Source organism: Aeromonas allosaccharophila, assembly GCF_000819685.1.
Taxonomy (GTDB): Bacteria; Pseudomonadota; Gammaproteobacteria; order Enterobacterales; family Aeromonadaceae; genus Aeromonas; species Aeromonas allosaccharophila.
The window spans coordinates 1-26,559 of sequence record NZ_CDBR01000107.1 but is presented as its reverse complement, the minus strand read 5'-3'; the positions used below and the strand labels follow the sequence as shown (position 1 = coordinate 26,559).

Annotated in this window: 19 protein-coding genes; all 19 read right to left on the bottom strand. The window is 53.8% G+C overall.

Translation table 11 applies throughout. The features are described 5' to 3' along the window. Positions 1-23: 23 nt before the first annotated feature. On the bottom strand, positions 24-1,829 hold the full coding sequence (nuoC, locus tag BN1115_RS19260; RefSeq protein ID WP_042658435.1) for an NADH-quinone oxidoreductase subunit C/D: 1,806 nt from the start codon (positions 1,827-1,829) through the stop codon (positions 24-26). Positions 1,830-1,831: 2 nt separating this feature from the next. After that, on the bottom strand, positions 1,832-2,506 hold the full coding sequence (locus BN1115_RS19255) for a NuoB/complex I 20 kDa subunit family protein (protein ID WP_005344917.1): 675 nt from the start codon (positions 2,504-2,506) through the stop codon (positions 1,832-1,834). A 29-nt stretch (positions 2,507-2,535) separates the two neighbouring features. Then, positions 2,536-2,940, bottom strand: a complete 405-nt coding sequence (locus BN1115_RS19250) for an NADH-quinone oxidoreductase subunit A (RefSeq protein WP_042658434.1) — start codon at positions 2,938-2,940, stop codon at positions 2,536-2,538. Positions 2,941-3,317: 377 nt separating this feature from the next. After that, a complete protein-coding gene (locus tag BN1115_RS19245) occupies positions 3,318-3,887 on the bottom strand; it encodes an Lcl C-terminal domain-containing protein (RefSeq protein WP_042059371.1) in 570 nt (189 codons plus the stop codon). A 13-nt stretch (positions 3,888-3,900) separates the two neighbouring features. Continuing rightward, positions 3,901-5,340 carry an Lcl C-terminal domain-containing protein gene (locus BN1115_RS19240; protein ID WP_042658433.1) on the bottom strand — a complete coding sequence of 480 codons (1,440 nt, stop codon included), beginning with the start codon at positions 5,338-5,340 and terminating at the stop codon, positions 3,901-3,903. Between the two features lie 59 nt (positions 5,341-5,399). Then, positions 5,400-7,847, bottom strand: coding sequence for a proprotein convertase P-domain-containing protein (locus tag BN1115_RS19235; RefSeq protein WP_082034904.1), 2,448 nt, complete (start codon positions 7,845-7,847; stop codon positions 5,400-5,402). Beyond that, complete coding sequence (locus BN1115_RS19230) at positions 7,844-9,850, bottom strand: prolyl oligopeptidase family serine peptidase (protein ID WP_042658432.1); 2,007 nt, start codon at positions 9,848-9,850, stop codon at positions 7,844-7,846. Before BN1115_RS19230 ends, BN1115_RS19235 begins: the two co-directional genes overlap by 4 nt. After that, a complete protein-coding gene (locus BN1115_RS19225; RefSeq protein ID WP_042658431.1) occupies positions 9,850-11,988 on the bottom strand; it encodes a TonB-dependent hemoglobin/transferrin/lactoferrin family receptor in 2,139 nt (712 codons plus the stop codon). The genes BN1115_RS19230 and BN1115_RS19225 overlap by 1 nt, the downstream gene beginning before the upstream one ends. A gap of 162 nt (positions 11,989-12,150) precedes the next feature. Beyond that, entirely contained in the window at positions 12,151-13,029 is an 879-nt protein-coding gene (locus BN1115_RS19220; protein ID WP_042658430.1) for a flagellar motor protein MotB, read from the bottom strand. After that, positions 13,004-13,762, bottom strand: a complete 759-nt coding sequence (locus BN1115_RS19215) for a flagellar motor protein (protein ID WP_042658429.1) — start codon at positions 13,760-13,762, stop codon at positions 13,004-13,006. Before BN1115_RS19215 ends, BN1115_RS19220 begins: the two co-directional genes overlap by 26 nt. Positions 13,763-14,572: 810 nt before the next feature. Continuing rightward, complete coding sequence (locus BN1115_RS19210) at positions 14,573-15,076, bottom strand: hypothetical protein (RefSeq protein WP_042658428.1); 504 nt, start codon at positions 15,074-15,076, stop codon at positions 14,573-14,575. A 113-nt stretch (positions 15,077-15,189) separates the two neighbouring features. Beyond that, positions 15,190-16,434 (bottom strand): capsule biosynthesis protein, encoded by a 1,245-nt coding sequence (locus BN1115_RS19205; protein ID WP_042658427.1) that lies wholly within the window; start codon positions 16,432-16,434, stop codon positions 15,190-15,192. A 14-nt stretch (positions 16,435-16,448) separates the two neighbouring features. Continuing rightward, positions 16,449-18,548 (bottom strand): capsular polysaccharide biosynthesis protein, encoded by a 2,100-nt coding sequence (locus tag BN1115_RS19200; protein WP_042658426.1) that lies wholly within the window; start codon positions 18,546-18,548, stop codon positions 16,449-16,451. Positions 18,549-18,638: 90 nt separating this feature from the next. Continuing rightward, positions 18,639-19,031 (bottom strand): hypothetical protein, encoded by a 393-nt coding sequence (locus BN1115_RS19195; RefSeq protein ID WP_167335571.1) that lies wholly within the window; start codon positions 19,029-19,031, stop codon positions 18,639-18,641. Between the two features lie 110 nt (positions 19,032-19,141). After that, positions 19,142-19,936 carry a 3-deoxy-manno-octulosonate cytidylyltransferase gene (kdsB, locus tag BN1115_RS19190; RefSeq protein WP_042658464.1) on the bottom strand — a complete coding sequence of 265 codons (795 nt, stop codon included), beginning with the start codon at positions 19,934-19,936 and terminating at the stop codon, positions 19,142-19,144. A gap of 138 nt (positions 19,937-20,074) precedes the next feature. Beyond that, a complete protein-coding gene (gene kdsA, locus BN1115_RS19185) occupies positions 20,075-20,872 on the bottom strand; it encodes a 3-deoxy-8-phosphooctulonate synthase (protein ID WP_042658424.1) in 798 nt (265 codons plus the stop codon). Positions 20,873-20,876: 4 nt separating this feature from the next. After that, positions 20,877-21,596, bottom strand: a complete 720-nt coding sequence (locus BN1115_RS22990) for a CatB-related O-acetyltransferase (RefSeq protein WP_082034903.1) — start codon at positions 21,594-21,596, stop codon at positions 20,877-20,879. Between the two features lie 5 nt (positions 21,597-21,601). Beyond that, complete coding sequence (locus BN1115_RS22000; protein ID WP_082034902.1) at positions 21,602-25,114, bottom strand: HAD-IA family hydrolase; 3,513 nt, start codon at positions 25,112-25,114, stop codon at positions 21,602-21,604. Positions 25,115-25,251: 137 nt separating this feature from the next. Beyond that, complete coding sequence (locus BN1115_RS22470) at positions 25,252-26,499, bottom strand: tetratricopeptide repeat protein (RefSeq protein WP_128821642.1); 1,248 nt, start codon at positions 26,497-26,499, stop codon at positions 25,252-25,254. Positions 26,500-26,559 lie beyond the last annotated feature (60 nt).

Below are 26,559 nucleotides of genomic sequence, written 5' to 3'. Positions count from 1 at the left end.
CCATGGCCGGGAGGCGGGATCACTTAACGGTCCACATCCGACATAACGAAATCGATACTGCCCAGATAGACGATGAGGTCCGACACCATGCTGCCCTTGATCACCGAGGGGATCTGTTGCAGGTGAGCAAAGCTCGGGGTGCGGATCCGGGTCCGGTAGCTCATGGTCGAGCCGTCGCTGGTCAGGTAATAACTGTTGATACCCTTGGTCGCCTCAATCATCTGGAACGACTCGGCAGGGGGCATCACCGGACCCCACGACACTTGCAGGAAGTGGTTGATCAGGGTCTCGATGTCTTGCAGGGTGCGATCTTTTGGCGGCGGCGTGGTGAGCGGGTGATCCGCTTTGAAGGGGCCTTCTGGCATGTTCTTCATGCACTGCTCGATGATCGACATGCTCTGGCGGATCTCCTCGATCCGCACGGTGGCTCTGTCGTAGGCATCGCCATTGCTGCCGACCGGCACTTCAAAGTCGAACTGGTCATAGCCCGAATAGGGGCGCCACTTGCGCACGTCAAAGTTGAGGCCGGTGGCCCGCAATCCGGCCCCCGTGGTGCCCCAGGACAACGCCTGCTCGGTGGTGTAGGCAGAGACGCCTATGGTTCGACCGCGCAGAATGCTGTTGCGCATCGCCGCTTTTTCGTAATCCATCAAGCGTTTGGGCAGCCAGCTCAGCAGGTTGTCCTGTACCAGTCGCTGCCATCCCTTCGGTAAGTCGTGGGCGACACCGCCGATGCGGAACCAGGCCGGGTGCATGCGGGCACCGGTGATCGCTTCGATGATGGTGTAGATCTTCTGCCGGTCGGTGAAGGTGAAGAAGACCGGCGTCATGGCCCCCACGTCCTGAATATAGGTCCCGAGGAACAGCAGGTGACTCTGGATGCGGAACAGCTCCGCCATCATCACCCGGATCATGTCGACCCGCTGCGGCACTTTGATGCCGGCCAGCTTCTCGACTGCCAGTACATAGGGGAGGTTGTTCATCACCCCGCCCAGATACTCGACCCGGTCGGTATAGGGGATGTAGCTGTGCCAGGACTGGCGTTCGCCCATCTTCTCGGCACCACGATGGTGGTAGCCGATGTCGGGCACGCAGTTGCGGATCTCCTCGCCATCGAGCTGCAACACCAAGCGGAAGGCACCGTGGGCAGAGGGGTGGTTGGGGCCGAGGTTGAGGAACATGTAGTCCTCGTTCTCGTTGCCGCGGGCCAGTCCCCACTCTTCCGGTTTGAACAGCAGGTTCTCCTGCTCCATGTCCTGTTTGGCGGCATCGAGCATGAAGGGATCGAATTCGGTGGCGCGCGCCGGGTAATCCTTGCGCAGCGGGTGACCCTGCCAGCTCTTGGGCATCATGATGCGGGTCAGGTGGGGGTGGCCATCGAAGGTGATGCCCAGCAGATCCCACACTTCCCGTTCATACCAGTTGGCATTGGGGAAATGGTTGGTGATGGTGGGCAGATGCAGGTCACTCTCGGCCAGCGCCACTTTCAACATCACATCGGTGTTACGGTCGATGGAGATGAGGTGATAGAAAACGGTGAAGTCGCTCTGCGGCAGGCCGTCACGATGGCTGCGCAGCCGCTCATCGGTGGCGCTGAGATCAAACAGCATCACAAACGGGGAGGGCACCTTGCGCAAAAAGCCCATCACATCCTGCAGCAGTTCGCGGGGGAGCCAGACCACCGGCACGCCGGTGCGTGTGGTCTGCACGGTGAAGTGCTCGGCCCCGAAGTGGGCAAACAGTTCGCCAATGACTTTGGCATCCTGGTGGTCGCTGGGCTGCCACTGGGCCATGGCGTAATTGCTGGGAAAATCACGAGTCAGTTTCATGGTCAGATCTCATCCGGCGTGCGCAGGTTGGTCACATTGATCCGTTCGCCGCGCTTGCGCTCTTTTTCGGCCTGCATCTGGGGACGGTAGATCCCCTGATCGCCCACCACCCAGGAGAGGGGGCGGCGCTCTTTGCCGATGGAGTCCTGCAGCAGCATCAGGGCTTGCAAAAAGGCTTCTGGACGGGGCGGGCAACCCGGAATGTAGACATCGACCGGCAGGAACTTGTCCACCCCCTGCACCACGGAATAGATGTCATACATGCCGCCCGAGTTGGCACAGGCCCCCATGGAGATCACCCACTTGGGTTCGAGCAACTGTTCATACAGGCGCTGGATCACCGGTGCCATCTTGATGAAGGGGGTCCCCGCAATCACCATGAAATCGGCCTGACGCGGCGAGGCACGGATAACTTCGGCGCCGAAGCGGGCCACATCGTGGGGGGAGGTGAAGGCGGTACACATCTCTACGTAGCAGCAGGAGATACCGAAGTTGTAAGGCCAGAGGGAGTTTTTGCGGCCCCAGTTGACTGTATCTTGCAGCACCTCCTCGAGACGGCCCATCATGATGCCGCGCGTCGCCTCTTGCGCCAGTGGGTCATCGACGGTCTGGCGCTGCTCCTGGGGGTAGCGCTCAACGGGTGCATCCGGGTCAATCCGGGTCAGGGTGTACTTCATGGTGCAACCTCAAGGAAAGGGTCTGTGGTTCAATCACTGTTTTTGTTGTTCAGCTGCGGTTTGCGCGGTGACCAGTCCAGTGCGCCGATGCGCCAGAGGTAGATCAGGCCGATAAGCAGCAGTCCGATGAAAATGGTGGCTTCAATAAAGCCGACCCAGCCGCTTTCGCGCACGGAAACGGACCAGGCAAACAGGTAGAGCGCCTCGACGTCGAAGATGACGAAGAACATGGCGACCAGATAGAACTTGGCGGAAAAACGCAGACGGGCACTGCCGACCGAGTCGACACCAGATTCAAATGGCTTGTTCTTGGTCCGGCCGTAGGCACGGCCCCCCAACAGGGCGGCAAGACCTATCATCACCAGACAGAGGGTGATGGCACCGATGACATAAATGGCAAAAGCCCAATGTTGAGCAGAAACATCAGCAAACATAGAGGTTTTTCCTAACCAAATTAATCAAGTGACTTAACAATAATGTTACGCATTATGACACTTTCGTACTGATTTACATGTCATTTTTATGGGTTAATTATTAATCGGTTAACTGGTAATTAAATTTTGTTAAGAAGCGCACTTTTTTGTTGGTTATGGGAGGCGGGAAAGGCTTGGAAAGCGCAGAACCCTGCTCCTCGTCATCACCTGAAAGGGGTAAATGCCGAGAGTAAAGCCAGGTCTGATCGGTATTACGGGTAGGGAAAGCCGGGGTGAGAAAAGTGGGGTCGGGTGAGACGGGCACGATCAAAAAGCAATAAAAAGAGAGGCTCGCAAGCCTCTCCTGTCATCACGTTCCGGTGTCGAGCGCGGTGCGGTCAGGGTTTATTGGCAACCAGCAAGACCTGATCCGGGTAGGCGCCAATGACGCGTAAACCGATATCTCCCGAGGTGATATCCAGATACGCCCGCTGGCCATTGGCGGAGGTTACCGTGCTGCTCATCAGATAGACATAGCCCTCATTGACCTCTTTACCGCCCCCCGCCATGGCGCGCGGGAAAATGGCTTCATTGAGGGAGGGTTTGTAGCAGGCATGCTCGACCAGGGTCGCCAGCTCCTTGATGTCGGGCAGGCGCCACTGGCTGACACCGCCGAAGTGATAGAGTGCATGGCTGCTGTCACTGCGGATCCGCTCCGCCACTTGCAACCCCTGCTGCCAGTAGTAAACGGTCGGTTCCCCCAGGCAACTGCTGCCATTCCATGTTTGCCCCAGTTTGCAGCGCATCCAGGTGAGGCCGGTGTGTTGATCCGTGACGGTGCCGTTGCCATGGTCAAGAAACCGGGCAGAAGGGGCGGTGCGATCCATGCTGTCATCACAAATGGCAGCACCGTGGGCAAGGGGGGCCAGCAGTGCCAGCATGGCGAACGAAAAACGATAAAGGCTCATGATATTCCTCGAATTATTGTGGGGTAGCGACCAGTCGTACCTGCATCAGTTCGATATAGGTATCTTGCTGCACCAGCGCGGGATAGGTGGTGCCCGCATCGTCTCCCAGGAACAGGGCCGTGCGTTTGCTGATGGGGCCACCGGAGAAGCGCTGGGCGGTGTTGCTGGTGGTGCTCCAGAAGTAGCCATGGAAGAAGCCATCTTCCGAGGGGGCGACATCAGGGAAGTAACGGGTATTCACGATGATGCGTTGACCTAGCGGGTCCTTGGCCAGGCTGCCGTAGTGCATCAGTGACATCAGCTCGCTCATGGTGGGCAGCCGCCACTGGCTGATGCCGCAGCGCTGCTCGCCATTGAGCCACTGCTGATACGCGCGGGTGGTCAGCATGGTGGTCAGCGCCTGTGCCCGAGCGAGGGCAGCCAGATCCCCTTCGGCGGTGAGCTGTTCGATCCTGTTATGAATATGCTGGTAGGCCTCTTGCTGCTCGCCTGCGGTCGCCTTGAATTGCTCATCCTCATAGGCAAAGGGTCTGCTTTTCCAGGCCGGGCTCAAGGGATCATCCGATTTGACCTCCCACACCAGACCGGTATTGAGATCCTTGACGCACTGCCAGCTCGGCGCGTTGTCGGGGAGCACCTGACCGCGATCATCGAGCTTGCGATAGGCAAGTTGGGGACGAGTGCGATTCCAGCTGGCATCTTGTCCCGGATAGTCATCGGGTTCCTGTTCCAGCAGCGGATCGTTGCCATCGCTGAAGGTGGTGACGCCGGTGACGGTCAGCAGGTTGCGTGACTGCTGCTGCACCAACAGGGTCAGCAGTTCGCTTTGGGTCTCTTCAGCAAACTGGCCGTTGCGCTGCCACTCCTGAGCCAATTGCTCCAGCATCAGGCTGATGGCGCGATAGCTGGTGGTGAGCAACTGGGTCTCCTTGGCGTTGGCAAGGCGTGTGCGGGCCTGTTGCAGCAAGCTGATCGCCACCTGCTGCAGCGCCTGATCAAACTGGCCGAGACCCGCGAGGGCCGCGCGATCGCTGCCCGGTTGCAGCGGGGCGAGATCGGCCAGTAGCTGCGTCAGTGCGCGGTCGGCGGCCACCCCTTCGGCAATACGGCTCTGCCACAGGGTGCTGAGCAGGGTCGGTTGCAGCCGTTGTGGCTCCCCTTTGGCGGCCGGATGTGCCAGCAGCAGCCCTCCGCCCCGCGGTACGAACAGCAGGGGCGAGTTGACGATGTTGGCCGAACGGCTGATAAGGGCCACCGCTCCTTCGCCGCTGACGGCAGGGTCGGCAGGATCACATTGCCAGTTCTGATCCAGATCGGCGCACAGGGTACCGGCGGTCGGCAGGGCGACATCGACACGGTAGTCCGGGATCGCCAGTGGTGCGTTATCTTCCCCGCCGCCACAGGCGCTGAGCAGGGCTGAGAGGGTTGCAATAACCAGTACGGATGGTTTCACTTCACATTCCTTGATTCGGTCACAGGTTCACGGGGGTGGTTACCCCCGTGGTACAGGGTTCAACGGCGCGGGTTGCTCCGGCGCCAGAGACGGGGCCACAGGGCCAGCAACAGCAACAGGGGGGAAGTCGTGCCGCCGCCCCCTTCATCCTGCTCAAGGGGAATGATGCCTGTGTTGGGCAGGGCTTCATCCTTGTCGCAGCGGGCGCCGACTTGCTGGGCGACACGCCAGTTGCGCAACTGACCGGTGTCACCGGCGCTGGTGTCGTTGATCTCCAGCAGCCAGCGGCCAGCGAGCGGTTCACCGTGCAGCTTATCCAGCGATTCGAACGGTACCAGTTCACGGGGGAACTCCCCCTTGAGCCGGGTATGGCTGGCGTAGCCCTTGTTCCACAGGCTGATCCGGGTGCCGTAAGGGGAGGTGAGCCAGATCTCCAGCTGCTCCAGCTTGCTGTGCTCCAGATCGAGGGCGACCACGAATCCGCTGTCGATGCGGGCCTTGCTCTCGGGCAGGGTGAGAGTGAAGCGGGACAGGCCGTGCCGTTCATCGCTCACCGCATCCTTGATCTGGCCACCCTGGCCGATGGCCCGCTGCCAGAGCGGTTCACCGATCGGCAGTTGCAGGTCAAGGCGGGTCTGGCGCTCGGTGGGGCTGGGCAGGGTGAGCTTGAACTGCAGTGGCAAGGTGACTGCCTCGCCACAGGTCAGGTTGCTCGCCGCTTCCAGCGGCAGGATCCAGCGGGCGGTGCCATCGGCGTTGAGCTCTCCCTGCCAGTGACCGTCACCCATGAGCCCCTTGGTCGGGAGCAGGCTGGCGTCGGCCACGGTCAGGGGACGACCGCTCTGGTTGGTCAATTCGATGGCGAGGCTCTTTTTCTCCCCGGGCAGCAGGTAGCTGTCATCGGCGAGGCGGGCCATGATGGGGGTGGGTAGCAGGGCGTGGTGGCGGAAGGCCTGCTCCAGCAGCTTGCCATAGCTGCGGTCCGGATAGAGGCGGTTGGCGGTATCCACGGTGACGCGCGCCAGCTGGGGCATCCGCACCTGCGGGCCGAGGCCGAAGTGGGATTCAATCAGCAGGGTATCGAACTCGTCACGGGCTACCTCGCCATATTGTTCAACGGCCTGACGCAGCGCGGTAAAGAGCGGGGTGCCCCACAGCTGGTCGCCGTTGCTGCCGTTGATGGTGAGGTGAGCCGGATAGAGGAAACCCGGGTGATAGCGCGCCCGCAGATCATCGAGCTGACGGGGCGTCCGGCCGCTGATCCTGGCATCCCAGTTGAAGACCATGAAGGGCTCGAACTGGCGGGCCTCGGGACTGCGCTGGCGCCAGCTGGCGGCCAGATAGTCGCTAAAGCCCTCGCCGATGGCGCCCCAGTCACCCTCGTCTCCCATGTCGGGCAGAATATGGTGCTGCACCGCATGGCCAAATTCGTGCCAGATCACCATGGGATCTTCCGCATCGGGCACCCCGACCCGGCCAATCTCCAACCGGCGCAGGAAGGGGTCATAGAGAGAGTTGTCCTGCTCCCCGGCATCGGTATCGATGGCCAGGGGGCCGCCCATCAGCGTCGGGTAGCCCAGGGATTCTACGTGGCGCTGGGCCAGATCCAGATGGTAGTAGCCATTGATATCGAGGAAGGCGGGCTGCTGATGATCCAGCTGGAAGCCATCGGCATCAGGGCTGCTAAAGGGAACGGTTTCCGGCGCCGTGCCATCCACGACCCGAGCGCGAGGGCCGCTCAGCAGGTAGGTGTCATCCACCTTCTGTACCGTGAGCGGGACGGTGCGATAGGCCCCGTTGTCCAGCACCAGATCATGGCGCCACAGCAGGTTGCCATCTTTCAGCTGGGTGCGTGGATCGAGGGCAAAGATGCGGGCCTGCACCGTGGCCGCATCCCCTGCCAGTGGGGCCGGTTCGGCGTGGGTGCTGGCCTCTTGCAGCGTGCGTCCCAGCAGGGCGCTGCCATCGCAAGTGACAAACAGTTGCCAGTGGCTGCTCTTGCTGTTGCCCGGCTGGCTTTCTACCGCCAGCAGACGCCAGGCCGGTGTCAGGGTGTCGCCATCCTGCCAGTACCAGGGCAGGGCCTCGTCACTGCCGGCGAATTGCCACACAGCGCCATCCAGCGTGGCGGTATAGGCATCCACCCCGGCGCGGCTGGCGTCGTCACATGGCGTCGCCTGTGCCTGCATCAGTCGGGTATTGTGATAGAGACGCCACGGGCGACCCTGCTCATCGAGACTGACGGCGGCCATGAGGCCGGCGATCGGTGCGCCATTGAGCTGCTGGCGGTAATGCAGATAGTGGCCCAGCTTGCCTTGGCGCTGATAGGCCGGGGCATCACTCAAGGTGACGCCGAGCTGCTGTTCGAGCCAGAGGCGGGGATCGGCCGGGGCGTCCTGTTCGACAAAACGCAGTTCGGCGGCCTGAGTGGCAAAGCCAGCCAACCCCAGCAAGAGGGCGGGCAACAGGGGTTTCATAGTGGTACTCCCAATCAGCGGCAGGGTCATTGGTTGATCCCCGCCAGATGCAACAAAAAGGCAAATTCACGAGCCCGATCGCCACCACCGGCGCGGTGGCCCCCCTCCAGTTCGGTCAGCAGCAGGTAGGGGCCGGAACCCGTGCTATGTTCCCGCAGGCGGGCCAGCCACTTGACCGGCTCCCAGTAGGGAACCTGGCTATCGTGCAGGGCGGTAGTGACCAGCAGGGGAGGGTAGGGGGCGCGGTGCAGGTTGTCGTAGGGGCTGATGCGGCGCATCGCCTGATACTCTGCGGGCTTGGCCGGGTTGCCCCACTCCTGGTACTCCTGACGGGTCAGGGGGAGGGCGGGATCGCTCATGGTGCCGAGCATATCGACGAAGGGAACCTGCAACACGGCGCCGCTAAAGAGCGTCGGTTGCTGGTTGAGGGCCGCAGCAACCAGGGTGCCACCGGCGCTGCCACCCATGGCGAACAGGGGCAGAGGGGCTGAGTCGAGCGACCAGTGGCGCAGGGCGTTACCGGCGGCGATAAAGTCGCTGATGCCGTTCTGCTTGTGGATGCCCCGTCCGTCGCGGGTCCACTGCTCCCCCAGCATGCCGCCGCCGCGCACATGGGCGATGGCGTAGACAAAGCCCCGATCCAGCAGGCTCAGCAGCTCTTTTTGATAGTAGGGGCGCATCGGCGTGCCATAGGCGCCATAGCCGTAGAGCAGCACGGCGCGGGGGGCCAGATCCTTGCGCCACACCAGCGAGACAGGCACCCGGGTGCCATCGGCAGAGGTGACCCAGCGTCGCTCGCTCTGATAGGGCAATGCCTTGTCGTCACCGGTGTGCTGGTCGTTGATCCACTGACCGCTGTTCAAATCCAGCCAGCGCTGGCCGGGGGGCTGGCTCAAGCCCTGACTGCGCACCAGAATGCGGTCGCTGGCCGGGTCATGTTCTCCTTGCAGCCAGCCAGTACCGGCGCCACTGGCCAGCGGCAGGCGCTGGCGTTCATGGCCGTTGCGATCGAGCAGGGCGAGCCAATCCTCCCCCTGCTGGCGAAACTGCACCACCAGATGGCGATCAAACAGTCGCCACTTGTCGGGATCGCCGAGATCCTCCCCTTTGGCGGGCCACAGGCGCTGCCACTCACCGAGCGGCGTGTTGGCTGAGTAGAGGGCAAATGCCCCCTCCCGGTTGCTCTTGATCACCCAGCCGGATTGGCTGTCCAGATAGTATTCCACCCCGCGCTGGCGGGGTTTGACCTGCTGCGGCTTGCCCGAGTCGAGCAGGTACTGCTCCGAGCTATCGTGGTTGTTGCCCTGCAACACCAGATGCTGGCCATCCGTGGTGCGATAGAGGCTGAGCAGCCAGGCGGGATCCTGCTCCTCATAGAGAGTCTGCTCCTGGCCATCCTGCCAGCCGCGCAGCTGCCAGGGGCGCAGGGTATCGCGCTCGTTGGCGATGGTGTAAAGGGTACGGCCATCTTGTGACCAGGCGAGATCAGCGCTGCGCTGGGCCAAAGTGGCCAGCGCCTTGCCGCTCTGGAGGTCGAGCAGGGTGACCTGATAGTCGAGATCGCCGCGCCTGTCTTCGGCGATGGCCAGCGTACGGTTATCCGGGCTCAGAGCCCAGCCGCCCGCGTCGTAATAGCCCTCACCCGCTCTGGCGGGAAGCCGTTGCTGTACCTTGACCCCGTGGCGTTGCCAGAGAGAGCCGTCCGGGCGCAGCTGCCATGCCTGATCGCCGCGCACAAGCCAGTTGTCCGGCATAGGTTCCCCCGCCGGATGGCGGGCAAACTCGGCGCGCAGGGTCGCTTCCAGCGGCTGCTGCGCGGCGAGTTGCTGCTCGCTCCAGCGATTTTGCTGCTTGAGCAGGGCGAGAATGGCCGGGTTGCTGCGGCTCTCGTCCCGCAACCAGAAGTAGGGATCCTGGCGTACGGGATTGCCCGAAATCAGGTGTGGCTGGGACGGGATCGGCGGTGGCAGGGCCTCTTGCGCCCACGCCAACGGGGCGGCCAGCAGGGCCGCCATGATTGCATGATGCTTCATCACATCCCCACGAAACGGTAGCTGAGGCTGGCGGACAGGTAGCGGCCGCTCTGGCTGTAGAGGGAGGTGTCGCTGCCAGCCGGGAGTCCGGCCACATCCTGATAGCGGACGTAGCGGGTATCGAGCAGGTTGCCGATGGTGGCATTGACCTTGAGCGCGTCGGTGATCTGCCAGTCGCCGGTGAGATCCAGGCTGAACCAGCCCGCGCTGCTCTGGCAGGCGCCGCTGTAGCCAGTCTGTGCGCTGGCGCACTGGGGCACCTTGGTCATGGCGGCGGCATAGTTGCCACTGAGCTCAACCCCCCAGTCGAGCTGTTGCCAGCGCAGGGTGGTGTTGCCTTCCAGCGGTGTCTGGGTGCGCAGCGGCTCGCCGCGGTGATCCTTGCCATCCATCCAGGCCAGATTGGTCGAAAGCTCCCACTCGTCGCTCAGCCAGAGGCTGGCGGCCAGCTCGGCGCCCCAGGTTTCTGCTTTGGCGACGTTGCGATACTGGCGCAGGAAGACCCCGTCATCGAGGCGGAAACCGGTCTGGCGCCAGTCGATGAAGTTGTAGTAGCGGTTGTAGAAAACGGCTGGTTTGACGCTCCAGTTGTCACTTTGGCCATTCACTCCCCACTCCAGACTGTGGCTGGTCTCCTCCTTGAGGTTGGGGTTGGCAATGATCTCGAACGGCGGCATGGCAAAGTAGTGGGGAATGTTGCCGTAAACCTGATCGTAAGCGGGGGCGCGGAAGCCGTTGGCATAGCTGAGCCAGCTGCGCCATGTCTCGTTGAAGCGGTAACTGGCCGCCAGACTGGGGGAGATGTGGTCGCTGTGGTTCTCGGCCAGATTACTGTCCGGTGCGCGCAGGCGCTGGCGGTCAAAGCGCAGGGTCGGGGTAAACTGCCAGCTGCCCAGATCGATCACATCGCTCAGCCAGATGCCATCGCGGCGGGTCTCGGCCTTGCTGAAGGGGGCTTTCTGTCCCTGGGTGGTGATGCCATCTTCCAGGGTCAGATTGCTGACCGGCCGCTCGTGGTTGGCCTGCTCCACTTCCACACCGTAGCTGAAGGTGTGATCCAGCGCGCCGGTGCTCAGCTTGCTCTGCAGCTCCAGCTCGCTGCCAAGGCGCAGCTCCTCGAACGTGGAGAGGGTGCGCTGGCTGCGATATCTGGGATAGCCGCTCAGGGCATCGTTGCGCAGCAGCTGGCGCTGGTTGGCCTCGTTGCGGGACTGATTGCCAAACAGGCTCCAGTTGAGGGTATCGACCACGCCCAGATCGTTGGCTTCCCAGCTGAACTTACCCCCCTGAGTACGTTGATCACTGTTTTCCTGAAAGCCGACCACATTCCAGCTGCCATCGGGTTGGGGCACCGCTTTGGGGCCCATCAGGCGTTTGGCGTGATCCTCGTAGTAGTCCAGCTCCAGTCGCAGGGCGTGATGGGCATTGAGGGGGAGGCGGCTGCTGGTGGAGGCACTCATGCCATCCAGATCTGCCGGAATGCGGCTCTCCTCAAAGTTGGCGGTTTCGTTACCGCGCCAGCCGGAGAGGCGCAACAGATGTTCGCTCTCCAGCGCCCGCACCGCGCCGGTCATGCTGAGTTTCTTCTTGTTGCTGTCGCCACCGTAGAGGGTCTTGGCCGCCAGATAGCTATCCTGCTGTTGCAGATAATCTTCCGGCTGCTTGGTATTCATCACCACGGTGCCGCCGATGGCATCCGAGCCATGCAGGGAGGAACCGGCCCCCTTGGCCACCTCAATCTGCTTGATGTCATCAAGGTCGAAGTTGAAGCGCCCCACCTTGTCATTGATGTTGTCGGCGCCAAAGCCGTCGCTGACGCGCACCCCATCCTTGATCAGCAGGATGCGGTTGCCCCCGATGCCGCGCACGCTGATGTTTTGCGGTCGCCCGGCAGAGCCGGTGACTGAGACACCGGGGATCTTGCGAAACACATGGGTCAGCTCGCTGGCGACCTGACGGTCCAGCTCTTCCTGGGTGATGACGGTGATGGAGCCGGAGACATCGGAGAGTTTCTGTTGTACCCGTTGCCCGGTGACAATGATGGTGTCGTCGCTGCGCGCCTTCTCCACAGGGGGAAGATTGGCCGCGCCAGCCGAGGCACACAGGAGTGCCGGCCATGCCTGAAGCAGTTTGTTCATAATGATAATTGTTTTTATTTAAGCCTGGGGGGCGGCATTATTGCAGAGGCCTGACCACTTGACAATAAATGGCAATCATTATCATTAAGATCTTATGGTGTTGATATTACTGAGTTATTTGTTTTTAAAAAGAGACTCCCGCGCGAGGCGGGAGCGGGGTGGTTAGGGCTTGAGCAGTTGCAGCGACTCTTCTGCTGCCTTGCCTTGGGAGAGGGTGATATCGACCCGGCGGTTCGCCTGGCGATGTTCAGGAGTGTCATTGGCGAAACGGGGCTGGGTGTCGGCAACACCCTGGGCAATGACCCGTCTGGCATCCAGCTGGGGGTTTGCCAGCATGGTCTGCACGATGGAGGAGGCCCGCAGCACCGAGAGCTCCCAGTTATTGCGATAGAGCTCCACCGGCGCCTGGGAGTTGTCGGTATGACCGGTGACCACCACCTGCCCCGGAATATTGGACAAAATGCCGGAGATCTTGTGGACCAACGGGACGAACTGGGGTTGCAGGAACGCCGAATCGGAGGGGAACAGCGCCTTCTCGCCGATGCGGATCACCAGCTGACTGCCAAGCTGCTCGACCTCCAGATCCTTCGATTCAATCTGGGCCTTGAGCTGCTGTTCCAGCTTCTGCTTGGTCACCTGCACCCACTCCTGCTCCTTGGTCTTGTGGGGCCAGGCTTCGGTGGCGCTCGGTTTTTCCGAGGCACCTATGGTCTCGTTGAAGGGGTCCGATGCTGCGGGTTGCGCCTCTTTATCCAGCAGGGTCTCTTTTTCCGAGCTGCTGGGGGTGGTCTTCGATTCCGGTTCAAGAATGCCGGTACCGCCCTGCATCACGGGTGAGCCGGCAGGCGGGGAGATGAGGCCGATTTTACCCAGTGACTCGATAAAGCCCTGGATAAGCACCCGCGTTTCGGACTGCTTGGCCATGGCAAAGGAGTAGAGCACCACAAACAGGGCGAACAGCAGGGTCATGAAGTCGGCATAGGAGACCAGCCAGCGTTCGTGGTTCTCCGGCGCTTCAGCTTTTTTCTTTTTGGCCACCATGGCCTCCCAGATAAGGTTCGAGGGTAACTTGCAGGCGCGCTTGGGACTCGCCATCCACGATGCAGAGAATGCCGGTCAGGGTCATCTCCTTGTAGTGGCGGATCTGGTGGGCAAACCCCTTGTAGCGGTTGCCGAACGGCAAGAAGATCAGGTTGGCGGCGGATACCCCGTAGATGGTGGCGATAAAGGCCACCGCGATGGCGCCACCCAGCTTGTCTGGGGCATCCAGCAGACCCATGGCGTGGATCAGGCCAAATACCGCGCCGACGATCCCCATGGTTGGGCAGTAGCCCCCCATGGCTTCATAGAATTTGACCGTTTGTTCGAGATCTTCCTGTTCAAATTCGATCTCGTTCTCCAGCACCTCGTGGATTTTGTTCTTCTCGTAGCCATCGACCATCATCTGCACCCCTTTCTTCAGGAAGGGATCCTTGATCTCCTCGATCATCCCTTCCAGCGCCAGCATACCGCTGCGGCGGGCGTTGCCTGCCAGGGTCTCCAGCAACTGGGCCTGTTCCTGCATGTCGAGTTTGAGGGGGGAGAGCAGCCATTTGAAGCGCTTCAAGGTGCTGCCGACGACGGAGAAAGGAAACTGGGTCAGCGCAGCACCTATGGTGCCGCCGATTACGATAAGGAATGCGGGCAGATCGAGCAGTGCACTGGGGTGACCACCCTCGATCATGTTGCCGCCAAGGATGGCGATCAACGCCAGTACCAAGCCAATCAAACTCATTTTTTACACGTCCCTGCATGTTGATAATGGCTAGTGTAGCTACTTAAGTATCAGTTTTTCAAAATGATATCCAATCGCTGAGCAATTAATGGGCGCTGAGTAACATTCGCAAGGGGAGGTGTGTTGCGCTAATGAGATGGCCTTGCAATCACCTTGTTGCACTGCGCCGTGACAGGGGGATCGTTTGTCGGGTTGGGCAATCACAAGAGCAGGATAGGGGGACGTGAGCTGGAAATACGAACAGTCCTGATGTTGCCATCAGGGCTTTGCAAACCGGGGTGGTGAGAGCGTGGATGATCCGCCACTGCGTGGCTTGTGCTCCCTTGTCGGCATAGGTGTTTGCATTTGCTGGAAAGCAAAAAACCGACCCTGAGGTCGGTTTTTTTAATTTGGCGGTGAGGGAGGGATTCGAACCCTCGCTCTCACATGTTGCAGCACAAATATAACCTTCAAACTCAATAGCTTACGCAATTCTCTATAGCTACAAAAGCAGCAAGATTGTCTCAGGTCATTGCTATGATGTCTATCATACCTTTATAAAGAAAAATAATGAAATGTCAACCGCATAGATCGTGACAAAAATTAACTGCGTTGTGGCCCCCATCAACCGCACAGAGCGCCTTTTGAGCCCCCTTTGCGCATAAAAATATCTATGTTGCATGAGAGCAGATAAGTTCAAAATTCAAATTGACTGATTTTGTCAAAATACACCCATGAATATATCAGCATATAGTTTGAATTTATTAAAAATCATTAGCACGTCAGAATTGAATGCCAATAAATAATATATGCATTAATAACCCCTTATAGTTACAAGTTCCAGCGTAAAGAGAATGTCGTCACGGCAACATGCTTGCTACCCAATGCAAAATCGATCTTTGGCGCATATCCCACTTCCAACGCCACTGACTTGTAGCCCAGCGTCACCATCGGCAAGGCAGCAAAGCCATCCAGGCCAGAACCATTGAGATAACCGGCCTGAAACCCCAGGCCAGCAAAGGCATGCTCGGTAAAATACCACTCCTTGCGATATGAGAGCGCACCGTATAAAGCCGTCTCGCTGAAAGAGTCCTTATATGCCCCTCCGCGCACCGCCAGCTTGCCAGTGTCGTTATCGCCCCCAAAAGCCCAGGCCAACCCTAATCCCGGATTGAAATTATTAAACTCACAACTCTTGCTTTTCTTTCCCTTTCCTTTGGTGCAATCACTATGAATTGCGGCTCCATGAATTAAAATTGAAAAATCATCCGCGGCACGCGAAACAACAGGCAAGCACAATAGCGGAATGGCCAACATATATGGCTTAGTTTTCATATCAGCATCCTTGATGGTTATTTATTTTTTTACGAAAGAGAATGAAATTCGTGGGTTGAAAATATCGGAGTCCCTATGGGCGAATGGCTCTGGTGATCAATTTCCCTGCTTATCTATGCTCCACGTGAACGAGTTGGCTCTCTGTGCAACGCAGGTTCATGAGTGACCGCCGTTTCGGCAAGCCGCATCCTTGCGAGCACCGCCTCAGCCCCCGTATCAAGATGGCGATAGAAGCTGGCATTAAGCTGGGTGAGGTGCAGCAGGGAATTTCTGGCTCGCTGAAAGGTCGCTTCACAAACCGGGCTCTGATGTTGCCAGAAAGAGGAAAGCGGACCTGTGGTGGTCAACCCCTTAATGTCATAGATCGCACGGCCAAGGCAGATGGTAGGTACCTGATGCAACAGGGCTGACAGCCCAACCGTGCTATTGATGGTGATCACCCCCTTGAGCAGTGGGTAAAGGGCCGGAAGCGGCCATTCATAACCATAAAAGATCCGCCCCGCCAAACCATGCTCGGCGATGAGTCGATCGATACAGTCACGGTAGCTGACATACCCCCGGTCCATTGGGTGATGTTTGAATAGCAGCACATCATCCGGATTGGCGTGGCGGGCAAACGAACTGACCACCTCCGAGATCATCTCCTCCAGGTCACCAAACTCGGAGTGCTCTCTTATTTGAAAATCTTCACTCACCTGCAGCGGCACCAAGAAGAGTTGCCCGGCATGTTCCTTGAAGCGATGGAGTAGTGCTCGATCGCGATGCCGATGACCATATTTGATCCACCCACTTCTCAGCCACCCCCTCGCCTCCTGCCAGAGCGTCCAGGGGCGGTGATCGACAAAATGGGGATAACGTGACTGCTTGATTGCTTTGTTGATGTGATAGCGGCTGGCATACCAGGCTCTGGCGGCAAACGTCTTGCCCACCTTGAGAGGTGCAATAAACTCGGCGGGCCAGTCTACTCGCGGCAATCTGGCGCGCTCTTCATACCAGGGGCTGAACGCATTGACGCCGCCCGGCTCAAGGGTCACAAAATCGGGACGCAGATACCCCTCCTCCAATGCCCAGAATGACAATCCCTTGAGCTCACACACCTGGCTCGCCACCTTGTGGTAATAACGACAATCGCCGTAACAAAGCACTGTATTGATTGAATATTCCTTCAACATCCGTCGCAGAAACGTATTCCAGCCATCTGGCTCGCCGTGATAACTGATAGAGATCCCGGCACAGGGCCAGCACTCGTCACCACCGTTGAAATTGATCTTCACCACCTGATGGCCAGCCCGAACCAGATGCTGGCTCAAGGTTTGATAAAAGGGGCCAAGTGGCCCCTGCAACAACAACACGTTCATACGACGAGGGTCCATCAGGAGAGCAGAGAGCGAGTGGGTTTGAGGGTATCAACCAGAAAGCGGAGCTTGAGGTGCCAGCGTCGCCAACGGCTCGCACCGCTCATGGCAAGGGGCTTGTGTGCCGCCAGTTTGCGGATCAACTGTTCGGGGCTGCACCATAAGCCTGATTGCCAATCGATATAACGGGGATAAGTGGCAAGGGTCAGACAAACCAGTGCCGCCAACGGCAAGGGACGCTCGCGTCTGGCAGGCGGATGGATGTCGTGGGTCAGGCCCCAACCGCTGTAAAAGGGTTGCCCCCAGGTTGTGACCTTGACCCCCTGCACCAGCGCCTCGAAGCCACTGAGTGAAGTCATGGTGTGCAGCTCGTCGATATGGGGATAGAGGGAAGCGAGATCGCACTGGATCACCTGAGTATCAACACATTCGGCCAGGCAACTTGCCGAGATGGTCCCTTCCCGGTTGCCACACACCACATCAGGGTGGGGCTTGAACAGAATATGCGCCTGCGGTTTGGCGGCTCGCACCGCCCACAGCAACTGCTCGTTACTACGGATCACCGGGCTGCCGCAGAGAATGGAGGCATCGCCATCAACCTGTCCCACCACCAGCACCAACTCGCGGCCATCTTGTGGCGGCAGGAATGGCATGCTCGTCCCCACGTTGTATTTGCTGACCCGAGATCGGCGCAGCAACGCCAGCAGCCTGTTGCCCCGAGCCAACAGCGCCTCGTCGATTGGCTCGTAATTGAGCAGTTGCTCAAGCGCACTGGGGCGGCGACTGTCGAAGTAGATCCCGACCGGATCGATAGAGAGTGACGACGGCCTACAGAGATTGGAGCCAAGGCCACTCGAGCGGATAAAACCATCCTCGACCCGGATGGCCGAGACCAGTTCGGGATAACGGCTACCCCATACCAGCACCTGCTCATCACCGGTCAACCGTCCGGGTGAGCGCCTGACAAACCGCAACTCATCGGCCAGATGGGCACAAAAGGTGCGCATAAAGGCACGCTTCCAGAGCGAAAAACCCACCAGATAAAGCCGCCGCCAGCGGGCTGGCGCCATCTGCTGGCGGGCCAGCAGCTTGACGACATCTTCAACTTCGCAGCGTTCCCCCAGCACAGGGTCGACATAACGGGGATAACAAATCAGCGCCGCCGCCACCAGTTGTGACAGCGAAATCGCCCCATCAGCCCTTGCCAGCATACGCCGTTCGCAGCGCTTGGTGTCATGGGTCAAGCCCCAACCGGCGTAGAAAGGCATGCCAAAGCAGTGGACCGGCTTGCCAATTAGCAACGCCTCGAACCCCAGTTGGGAAGAGACGGTATAGACCGCATCCACCCTCTTAAGCAGGAGATGGGGATGACAGGGCTCGCTCACTATCTCCAGATCTGCCAGCTCAGGGAGCTTTTGCGTCAATCGCGCCAGCACCCCGCGCTTCTTGCCAAAGCGGGTGTCAGGGTGAGTGCGCAGCAGCAGACGAGCTCCAGGATGATTGCGGCGTGCCGCCGCTACCATGACCAAGAAATCGGCCTCGCTGGCCAGTGCCCCCGGGATGGAGAGATCCCCCGCCACCTGATCGACCAGCAATACCCTGGGTCTGCCATCTTGCAGCAACCCCTCGGCCAAAGAGACAGGCAACCCCTGCTCTTCACCATACGGCGCCGGGGTGGCAATGGCATCGGGACGCGTGGCATAACAGTTGTATTTGGTAATGCCAAGGTGCACCAACTCTCTGATCAGCCGCTCGGCGCGCGCCAGCATCTCGGCATCACAAGGGGTGGCAATCAACTGCTCAAGCTGGCTGGGCTGGCGAGCATCGTAGTAAATGCCCACCGGATCGGCGATAAGAGAGAGCGCCACCCCCTCTCTGGCGGGATGGCCGATATAACCGATAAAACCATCTTCCAGCTGCCAATAGGGCAACCCCAATTCCTGCGCCTTCTGTTTAATCTGACCGGTATTGGCCTTCTGGCCCCAGCCGACCAGCACATCGCCCGCTTGTGGCAAGCTCTCAGAAGAGGGCTCAAGTCGGGCCAATGGTTGGCCGAGACAGACAGAGATCTGCCGCCTGCGCGCCAGAATGCCGCTGGATTGTGTCCATAGAGTCATGAAAAATCTCGGATTTCAGTAAGGGGGATAAAAGGAGGATGGTTTAAAAATATCGGTTAAATAGACTACCAAGGGGCTTGCCAATCCGGATCACTTCAACTGCACATTTCCCATCGGGATCCTGTCGAACTCGTCGCGCGAGAGATAACGGATCCCCTGTACGCTCGACAAGGGCGCCAGCAACTGTGGGCAGCGGGTCAGTGACCAGACAGACACATCCCGATCGGTAAAAGCCTCGCCGCCCAACGCGTAATAGCGTCCCCGACAAGCCTCATCCCAATCATCACCCACCACCTCGGGCGTACTCGGCACCAGAGAGCACCCGCGGATCACCGCTACCACCATGCCTTCATAGACACCGACCACAGTATCAATATCGGGCACCCGAGCTGCGGCCACTCGCCACGAAGAGCGGGCACAGCTTTCAGGGTGGCGACCGGTTGGGTAGGTCGCTATCAGATTCACAACAAGAACAGGTTTCATAAATCGTCCAGAGGAATAGGGCCACAGCCCCTGTATGGAACAATCAGGTGAGCAGATAAAAGGATGGCTGGCCGGTTGAGGTGACCAGCACAGCGACTGAACAGTCTCGATTAACGTTCAGCCACCCTCTCATGCTGGAAGTGGCGTTGAATACGGGCCAAATCCTCCGGGGTATCGACACCATGGGGAGGCGCTTGATCCACAGTCGCTACCGCAATCCGGATACCGTGCCAAAGCGCACGCAACTGCTCGAGTGATTCCAGCTGCTCCATAGGGGCTGGTGGTAAATGGCTCAACGCCTTGAGCGTCTTGACGCGGTAGGCATACAAACCGATATGCCGCAGCCAGTGAGTAGAGGGGCTATCTGGCATGACGCCCCCCTGCTGCAAAGAGGTGAAATGCTCCCTCGCCCACGGCACCGGAGCACGGGAAAAATAGAGAGCCTGATCAGCCTTGTTGGTCACAACCTTGACACACTGGGCGGCCATGACCTGTGCCATATCAGTGATGGGGCATGCCAAGGTGGCAATACCACACTCCGCATCATTCGCCAGCGTAGTGGCCGCCAATCCGATCATCCCGGCTGGCAGCAAGGGCTCATCCCCCTGCACATTCACCACAATCTCATCCTCTCCCCACCCCCGGATGGCAGCCACTTCAGCCAACCGGTCGGAGCCACAACTGTGATGGATGCCGGTCATCATCACATTGGCGCCGAAACCGGCGACCACATCCATGATCCGCTGATCATCGGTAGCAACCCAGATATCACTGGCAGGACACCCGGTTTCCAGAGCTCGCTGCCAGACGTGCCATACCATGGGGTTGGCACCAATCATTGCAAGGGGTTTACCGGGCAGGCGGCTTGAGCCATATCGGGCAGGAATGACAATTTTGTAGGCCATAACAGAACCAACCATTTAATAGAAAAATAAAAGGGAGTACCGCAAGGCACTCCCTGTTTACCGGCTCACACTTGCCACTAAAGTACGGCGCACGACCGCAATCGCGTGAGTAAACCGGCACGGCATCAATCAGATAACTCAGACCAGCGCGTCTTCAAGGAAGCGATGAGTACGGGTAACACTGTCAAGCTCGGCCAATACGGTCAGCATCTCCTCCATGACGGAAAGAGGCAGCATATTCGGACCATCACTTAGCGCCTTGGCTGGCTCGGGATGGGTTTCCATAAAGAGACCATCCACACCCACCGCAACCGCTGCACGAGCCAGCACGGGCACAAACTCGCGCTGACCACCGCTGGTGGCACCCTGCCCGCCCGGTTGTTGTACCGAGTGGGTTGCATCAAATACCACTTTGCAACCGGTACGGCGCATCACGGGCAAACCACGCATATCGGAGATCAGGGTGTTGTAACCAAATGAGGTGCCACGATCGCACAACCAGATATCCTGATTGCCCACTTCATGGCACTTCTTGACCACCTGCTCCATATCCCAAGGGGCCTGGAATTGCCCTTTCTTGATATTGACCGGCTTGCCACAGCGCGCCACCCGCTGAATAAAGTTGGTCTGGCGAACCAGAAAAGCCGGAGTTTGCAGCACATCGACAACACTGGCCACTTCTTCCACTGGCGTATCTTCATGAACGTCAGTCAACACCCGCAAACCATAGGTCTCTTTCACCTTTTGCAGGATCTGCAAACCACGCTCCATACCGGGACCACGGAAGCTGCCAGTTGAGCTACGGTTGGCTTTGTCAAAACTGGATTTGAAAATATACTCCATACCCAGTTTGTTGGTAATCTCTTTAATACGACCGGCAACATCCATCACCAGTTGCTCGGATTCAATTACACAGGGGCCTGCGATTACAAACATATGTTCACCTAATGCTGACTTCGTTATATGTAGCGATTAATAATTTCTCTCGATTATTTATGATAAACCTAGCTGCATTCAATGCGTTAGACAAATCAATTCCTGAAATAACGCTTATAGAGTAATTCCACCACTTAGCCTCCATCAATAAGGATATAGTTTCATCATTGAATCTTTTTTTAATCTCTCTGGCGGGAACCCCAGCAACAATAGAGTAAGGCGGTACATTTTTTGTCACCACACTATTTGCACCAATTACCGCACCGTCACCAATTGTTACTCCACGCAGCACAGTAACATTTTGACCAATCCAAACGTCATTACCAATACTTATTTTTTTGTTATTTCTAAAATTTAGATCATTCAACATCAATCTTACACGCTTTAATGACTGAATGTTTTCATTCCAAAAATCATTAAATAAAACAGAAAAGTTCCATTGGGCTTGACTATTCAGAATTGATGATGTTGTTATAAACTCCATATTGTGCTCTTCTGGTCCAAAAGTGCAATTGGGTGCGATTGAACAGAACCGACCAATTCTCTCTACATTTTTAAATGTACAGCCTGAACGAATATAGGTAAAAGCACCTATCTTTTTTATATCAAAGTGGCTTGAACAGCCGATACTTATTGGGGTTTCACATATCGGGCTATTCTTAAACAGTAATCGTTCAGGTGTTTGAATAGATGGATATTTAATATCGTCTTTTATATAAGGCATATATATTAGAAATGCTTTGAGTCTAAAAAAAACTGTGTCGGATTTGTGGTCAGCTTTCTATATTTACTTTTGCCGCCGAATAGAAATACAGCAAGACGGAAAAATTTATTTGCTGCGAGTCTATGATGCATTTGAATTTCTGAGTCAATAACAGTTAATGCTCTCTCTGCTGGTTGAGCATTTATAGTACTTTTAATCGGTGTGGTAAGTGTTTTCTTATTATCCATCATTGATTTGAATAGTACTTCAGTACCTTTTTTCCAAACGGACTTTCGTTGCAAATCAATCAACTTACTTTTATCTGTTATGGGAGGGATCATATATTTTTCTCCCGCAAGAGAAAAATTATCGTCAAAATTAATTTCATGCATTATATTCACATCATTAAGTGATGGGTTATCTAAATAATCGACATATACAGATAAGCATGATTGATTATCGAACGATATACGAGCTAAGTCATATCCCATGTGTCGGCAAAAATCATCGATGAAATCATGCGAGCCTGCTCGCAAGCCATCTATCAAACTTTTCTTCTTACCTTCATTTATTGTAGACTCCAATATAGGATAGGTCATTCCATCACTATCCAAAGCCATCTTAATAAAGGAGCCTGCTTTGCTGCTAAAGACAACTTCAAAGGCCAATCCAAGACGACAAATAGGATGCCAAGAGTACTCTTTTCTTAAAAAGTCTCCGCAGAACCCCTTTATAATATTCCCAGAAAGTTCTAGGTCCTTGGCCTCTGCGAACGTAAGCAAATAGTATCCGGTTAAAACTTCTCTTTGCGTTATTTTTTTTAGTGCAGCTTGCATTGACCCAGCATATCCAATATCAACCACAGCCGAACTTTTTTCCGAGGTAAATCCGATATCATCTAAATACTTATTATAATTTACTCGCTCATGGCTTGAGTTTTTATAAATAAAACCTTTAATGCCAAGAGCAAAAGATATTATCTTTGGGATATCTTGTTTTTTAATCTCATCAAGTACAGAGTTAAAACCATAATTTGCCATCACGCTTTCTGATAACAAGCATATATCAATATTGAATTTATTTAAAAAAAAGTCCCTTAATACACCAGAGCTAAAACTAGTGTTACAGATTTCGATTATATCATTCTCTGAGGAAATTGATGCAACTCTGGCTGCACGCCTAGAGCAATATAGATACTTAGCTTTTGGCGCAAGCGGATAGAAAGATGATAACTTATTATAAGTTTCCATCATAATCTCGCCATCCCGGCTTAAGAAAAACAATGTATCTATCTTATCTTTGATGGCTGTTTCAATCAGCCATTTGGTATAAGCAAGCATTAGCCAACCAAGACCCAAATAACCTAGGTTATAGGTATCTCCATTAAAGTGTGACTCATCATTGAAATGATGCGTGGGGTCATCATAAAATTTGTTCGCACATATAGAGATTACAACACTCTCTGATATTGATGTTGAATTCCTATGCCTCCAAAATAATTTATTATATTTTTTGTTTTTATAAAAAAGTTCCATGGTTCTTGGGGTCCAAAGAGTGGAATAACCATTTTCCTTGGCCATTTGTATATCACCATGTTCATTATCACCAATGTGAATAATTTCTTCTGGCTTGACTTTTAAATCTTTCGTTACATATTTAAATAGATCACCTTCATGTTTTCTTAAACCAATTGTTGATGACAAGAATAATTTCTCATAACCAACGATGCCATTTTTATTTAAAATTTCGACAATCGCACTTTCTGGTAAATACATGTCGGAAACAATAATAACACGTTTGCCGCACCGTACGGCCTCTCTAAAAAGCTTCATCCCAGATTCTCTTGGATAAAGACAAGATAGTTCTTCAGAAATCTCAAGATCAATTAAATAATTTATTTCAGTTGAGCTAAGTTCGTTATTAGTTAATGCATTAAGCCTATCATATATCTCATTAAGCTTTATTTCTTTAAAGACTGACTTTGACAATCCCTTTTCATTTCTTAATGATTTTTCGGCCTCCTGCCTCAATTTATGAAAGTTTAAAATGCGTCCATTTGTATATGATGATACATCACTATCTAACTTCTTAAACAAATCAACTGGTTTCGAGTATGGTCTAACAAGAAGTGTATCAAATATATCAAATGACACGATTTTAAATGAAGGCTTACGTATATTACTAACTCTTGATGCAAATGATTTTATTTCTTTTATATCATTATCACCTAAAAAACTCTCTTGTGTTAATTTAACAATTGCCCTCTTAAATTTTGTTTTCTCAATCAATAATCTAGCATACCTATCTATGTTATGTATAGGCTGATATAATTCAAATCCACGCATATTCATCTTGTAATTATTATATATTGATGTGATATAGCGTGATAAATTATTACCACTATATAGATAATCTGAAGACATTGGATGCATTTTACATAAAATAAATGCAGCAACAGCATCTAATTCTTTTCTATAGCCAGAGTTTAAAGCCGATCTGATATCTTCAGTTGTTTGCCCATGACAAAGAGAGGATAAGTGAGAATGGCCCACAGTAAAAATTGGTTTCTCCCATAGCAAGCTTTGGAGACCTATAGAAGAGGAAACCGTCATTACGCCATCAACTAAAGACATCAAGTATTGTGAAATACCATCAACTTTATTAAAAGAAGTGTCAAAGAAAACATTTTTATACCTATCATTTATATATGCAATATTATCCTCAGTAATTGCAATATCTTTAGTATGGTGAGTGAAATATTGAGTAACTAACACCCCAACATCACTTGGAATTCTCTCTAAAGCATAGATTAAAAAATCAAATTGATTTTTAAATCCACAATTTTGATCATACGCAAAATAACCTGACACCTGCAAAGGAACTAGAATACTTTTATTAAACTTTCTTAAATGCCTTTCAATTTCTCTTTTAAAGGGAGAGTGGTCAGTTAAATACCGATTGAAATAATGCTCCCTGACCTTTTCTAGTAATTTTTTTTCTTCTATGGTTAAACCATTTGAAATTATCCTGTCAGCATCTTTTACTAAAACAGAGTCTTTAAATAAACCTTCAGTATCAAAAGAAATAAGCTGAGGGAATGGTAATCGACTGAATATTCCTGGCATCATATGGAGAATCAACGCATCAGGATAAATGTTCTTCAAATGTGAAGTCAATGACTCCCATGAGATTATTATATCGGGCTTATAATTTCCACAGGAACACCTAAAGGCTTGGCAATACTCTTCTATTTTCATAGAGTCTGCAGTGCTATTATACAATAATTCAGCAGCCTCATAATATGAATTAGACACTTTTGATAGTTCATTTTGAGATATATGTATCTTATTGAACTTTTGATATAGCTCATTACTAGAATCTATGTAAAGCCTGATATTATCATTTGTGAATAGAGTGATCTCATGCCCATCTCTATCTAATATTTCGGCTTGTTTCAATATTACATTTGTAAATGCACCTAATCTAAACTGAGGATTTTGCATTTCTATCCACGGTTCAATATAAAACGCAATTTTCATATTTAAATACTCTCAAAAAAGATGGCGATACATATCAATGCGCACAAACTTGCGTGCAACAAATAAATTTAAATGGTTATTTTTATGAAAAGCAAGATTGCTTTTAAACTTTATTAAATCACCTCTAGCCAGAAGGGCTAGTTAAATAATGACAGGTCAAAGTTCAAAGCTTGCGAATTATCAAATAGAGCATTTATCTTATTTAAAAATGCAGTGTCTTTTTTCTGTTGAATCAAGGGTGCAAGCTCAACCGTTTCTCGGCTTGATAACCGCGCTAATTTATTTAGCACCTCAAAATACATTTTATGCCTTGGGTTCAGCATGCAACTTATTTTAACTTCCTCATATGCTTCACTATAAAGACCAAGCCCCTCCAATGCCATGCACTTGGTCATATGGAAAAGACTATAAGCAGGCTTTAATCGTATAGCAGTATCAGCACTCTTAACAGCCATTTCATATAGCCCAAGCTTAATGTCGCATGATGAAATCAACCCCCAAACGTGTGGGCATTGCCTTTCTATTTTTAAGATATCAACCAATAAGTATTTCGCACTACTAAAACTTCCTGTTTTATACTGGCATGTGGCATATATAAATTTAAGTAACAATGACTCCCTCACAACTGAGGTATGATTTTCTAATGTCGTCTTTACAAGTTCCCATCTACGAGCCCGGTAATCATTATTAATATGGTAAATGAGGTTAAAAACACCTGGTGATATAGACGTTCTCACTATAGATGTATTTGTAACCTCTCCCCCATAAATAAGTTTCTCCAAAAGAGGAAGAAGCTCACCTCTATAATTCAAGCTATTTGCCACATCATGCTCGGCATATGGCAGCTTATATACGATTATGTTATCACAGTACTCATTGAGAAGAGATGCGCCAATTGTATCAGCGATATCCATTTCGCCATAAATAAGAGTGAGTTTAGGTATTTTTAATGACCGCAGGTCCGGATATAACGGTTGAAATTTATTTCTAGTAACCTCTGTACGCCCACCGGGCACACCAAGTAGTGGTTCTACAGAAAAAGATATTATGTGGTCTGCATTTGATAATGAACCAAATAATATGGCCCCATACCCCCCCATACTTACACCAAAAAATATTGTCTCCTCAATCAATAACTTTTTTTGAACATCCCAAATTTTATCTCTAACACCATAAACTCCATTCGGAATGCCTACAACTCCATTCCTATACCAATGAGTCATTGGACTATTCAGAAACAAACAATTGCAATTTAGTTTTTGTGCTAACTTCCAAAAAGTAAATTTGGGAGCCCGAGTGTCAAGTGAAGAGCATACCACCAATAACTTTCGAGAAGATTTATGTTGGAGCAATTGGTAGTAGTTACTAGTTTCAATAACTTCCATAGAGAGCATTCCTGCTGTTATATATAAGGTGTATCACCACCCCAGGGCAAGATCATGAAC

Excerpts from the sequence above, each read along its gene's own strand:
- BN1115_RS19255 (WP_005344917.1), bottom strand. The coding sequence starts at position 2,506 with ATGAAGTACACCCTGACCCGGATTGACCCGGATGCACCCGTTGAGCGC.
- BN1115_RS19195 (WP_167335571.1), bottom strand. The coding sequence starts at position 19,031 with ATGAAACCTGTTCTTGTTGTGAATCTGATAGCGACCTACCCAACCGGT.
- BN1115_RS19225 (WP_042658431.1), bottom strand. The coding sequence starts at position 11,988 with ATGAACAAACTGCTTCAGGCATGGCCGGCACTCCTGTGTGCCTCGGCT.
- BN1115_RS22990 (WP_082034903.1), bottom strand. The coding sequence starts at position 21,596 with ATGCCTTATATAAAAGACGATATTAAATATCCATCTATTCAAACACCT.
- BN1115_RS19230 (WP_042658432.1), bottom strand. The coding sequence starts at position 9,850 with ATGAAGCATCATGCAATCATGGCGGCCCTGCTGGCCGCCCCGTTGGCG.
- BN1115_RS22000 (WP_082034902.1), bottom strand. The coding sequence starts at position 25,114 with ATGAAAATTGCGTTTTATATTGAACCGTGGATAGAAATGCAAAATCCT.
- BN1115_RS19205 (WP_042658427.1), bottom strand. The coding sequence starts at position 16,434 with ATGAACGTGTTGTTGTTGCAGGGGCCACTTGGCCCCTTTTATCAAACC.
- nuoC (WP_042658435.1), bottom strand. The coding sequence starts at position 1,829 with ATGAAACTGACTCGTGATTTTCCCAGCAATTACGCCATGGCCCAGTGG.
- BN1115_RS22470 (WP_128821642.1), bottom strand. The coding sequence starts at position 26,499 with ATGGAAGTTATTGAAACTAGTAACTACTACCAATTGCTCCAACATAAA.
- kdsA (WP_042658424.1), bottom strand. The coding sequence starts at position 20,872 with ATGTTTGTAATCGCAGGCCCCTGTGTAATTGAATCCGAGCAACTGGTG.
- BN1115_RS19245 (WP_042059371.1), bottom strand. The coding sequence starts at position 3,887 with ATGAGCCTTTATCGTTTTTCGTTCGCCATGCTGGCACTGCTGGCCCCC.
- BN1115_RS19220 (WP_042658430.1), bottom strand. The coding sequence starts at position 13,029 with ATGGTGGCCAAAAAGAAAAAAGCTGAAGCGCCGGAGAACCACGAACGC.
- BN1115_RS19250 (WP_042658434.1), bottom strand. The coding sequence starts at position 2,940 with ATGTTTGCTGATGTTTCTGCTCAACATTGGGCTTTTGCCATTTATGTC.
- BN1115_RS19215 (WP_042658429.1), bottom strand. The coding sequence starts at position 13,762 with ATGAGTTTGATTGGCTTGGTACTGGCGTTGATCGCCATCCTTGGCGGC.
- BN1115_RS19210 (WP_042658428.1), bottom strand. The coding sequence starts at position 15,076 with ATGAAAACTAAGCCATATATGTTGGCCATTCCGCTATTGTGCTTGCCT.
- BN1115_RS19200 (WP_042658426.1), bottom strand. The coding sequence starts at position 18,548 with ATGACTCTATGGACACAATCCAGCGGCATTCTGGCGCGCAGGCGGCAG.
- kdsB (WP_042658464.1), bottom strand. The coding sequence starts at position 19,936 with ATGGCCTACAAAATTGTCATTCCTGCCCGATATGGCTCAAGCCGCCTG.
- BN1115_RS19235 (WP_082034904.1), bottom strand. The coding sequence starts at position 7,847 with ATGACCCTGCCGCTGATTGGGAGTACCACTATGAAACCCCTGTTGCCC.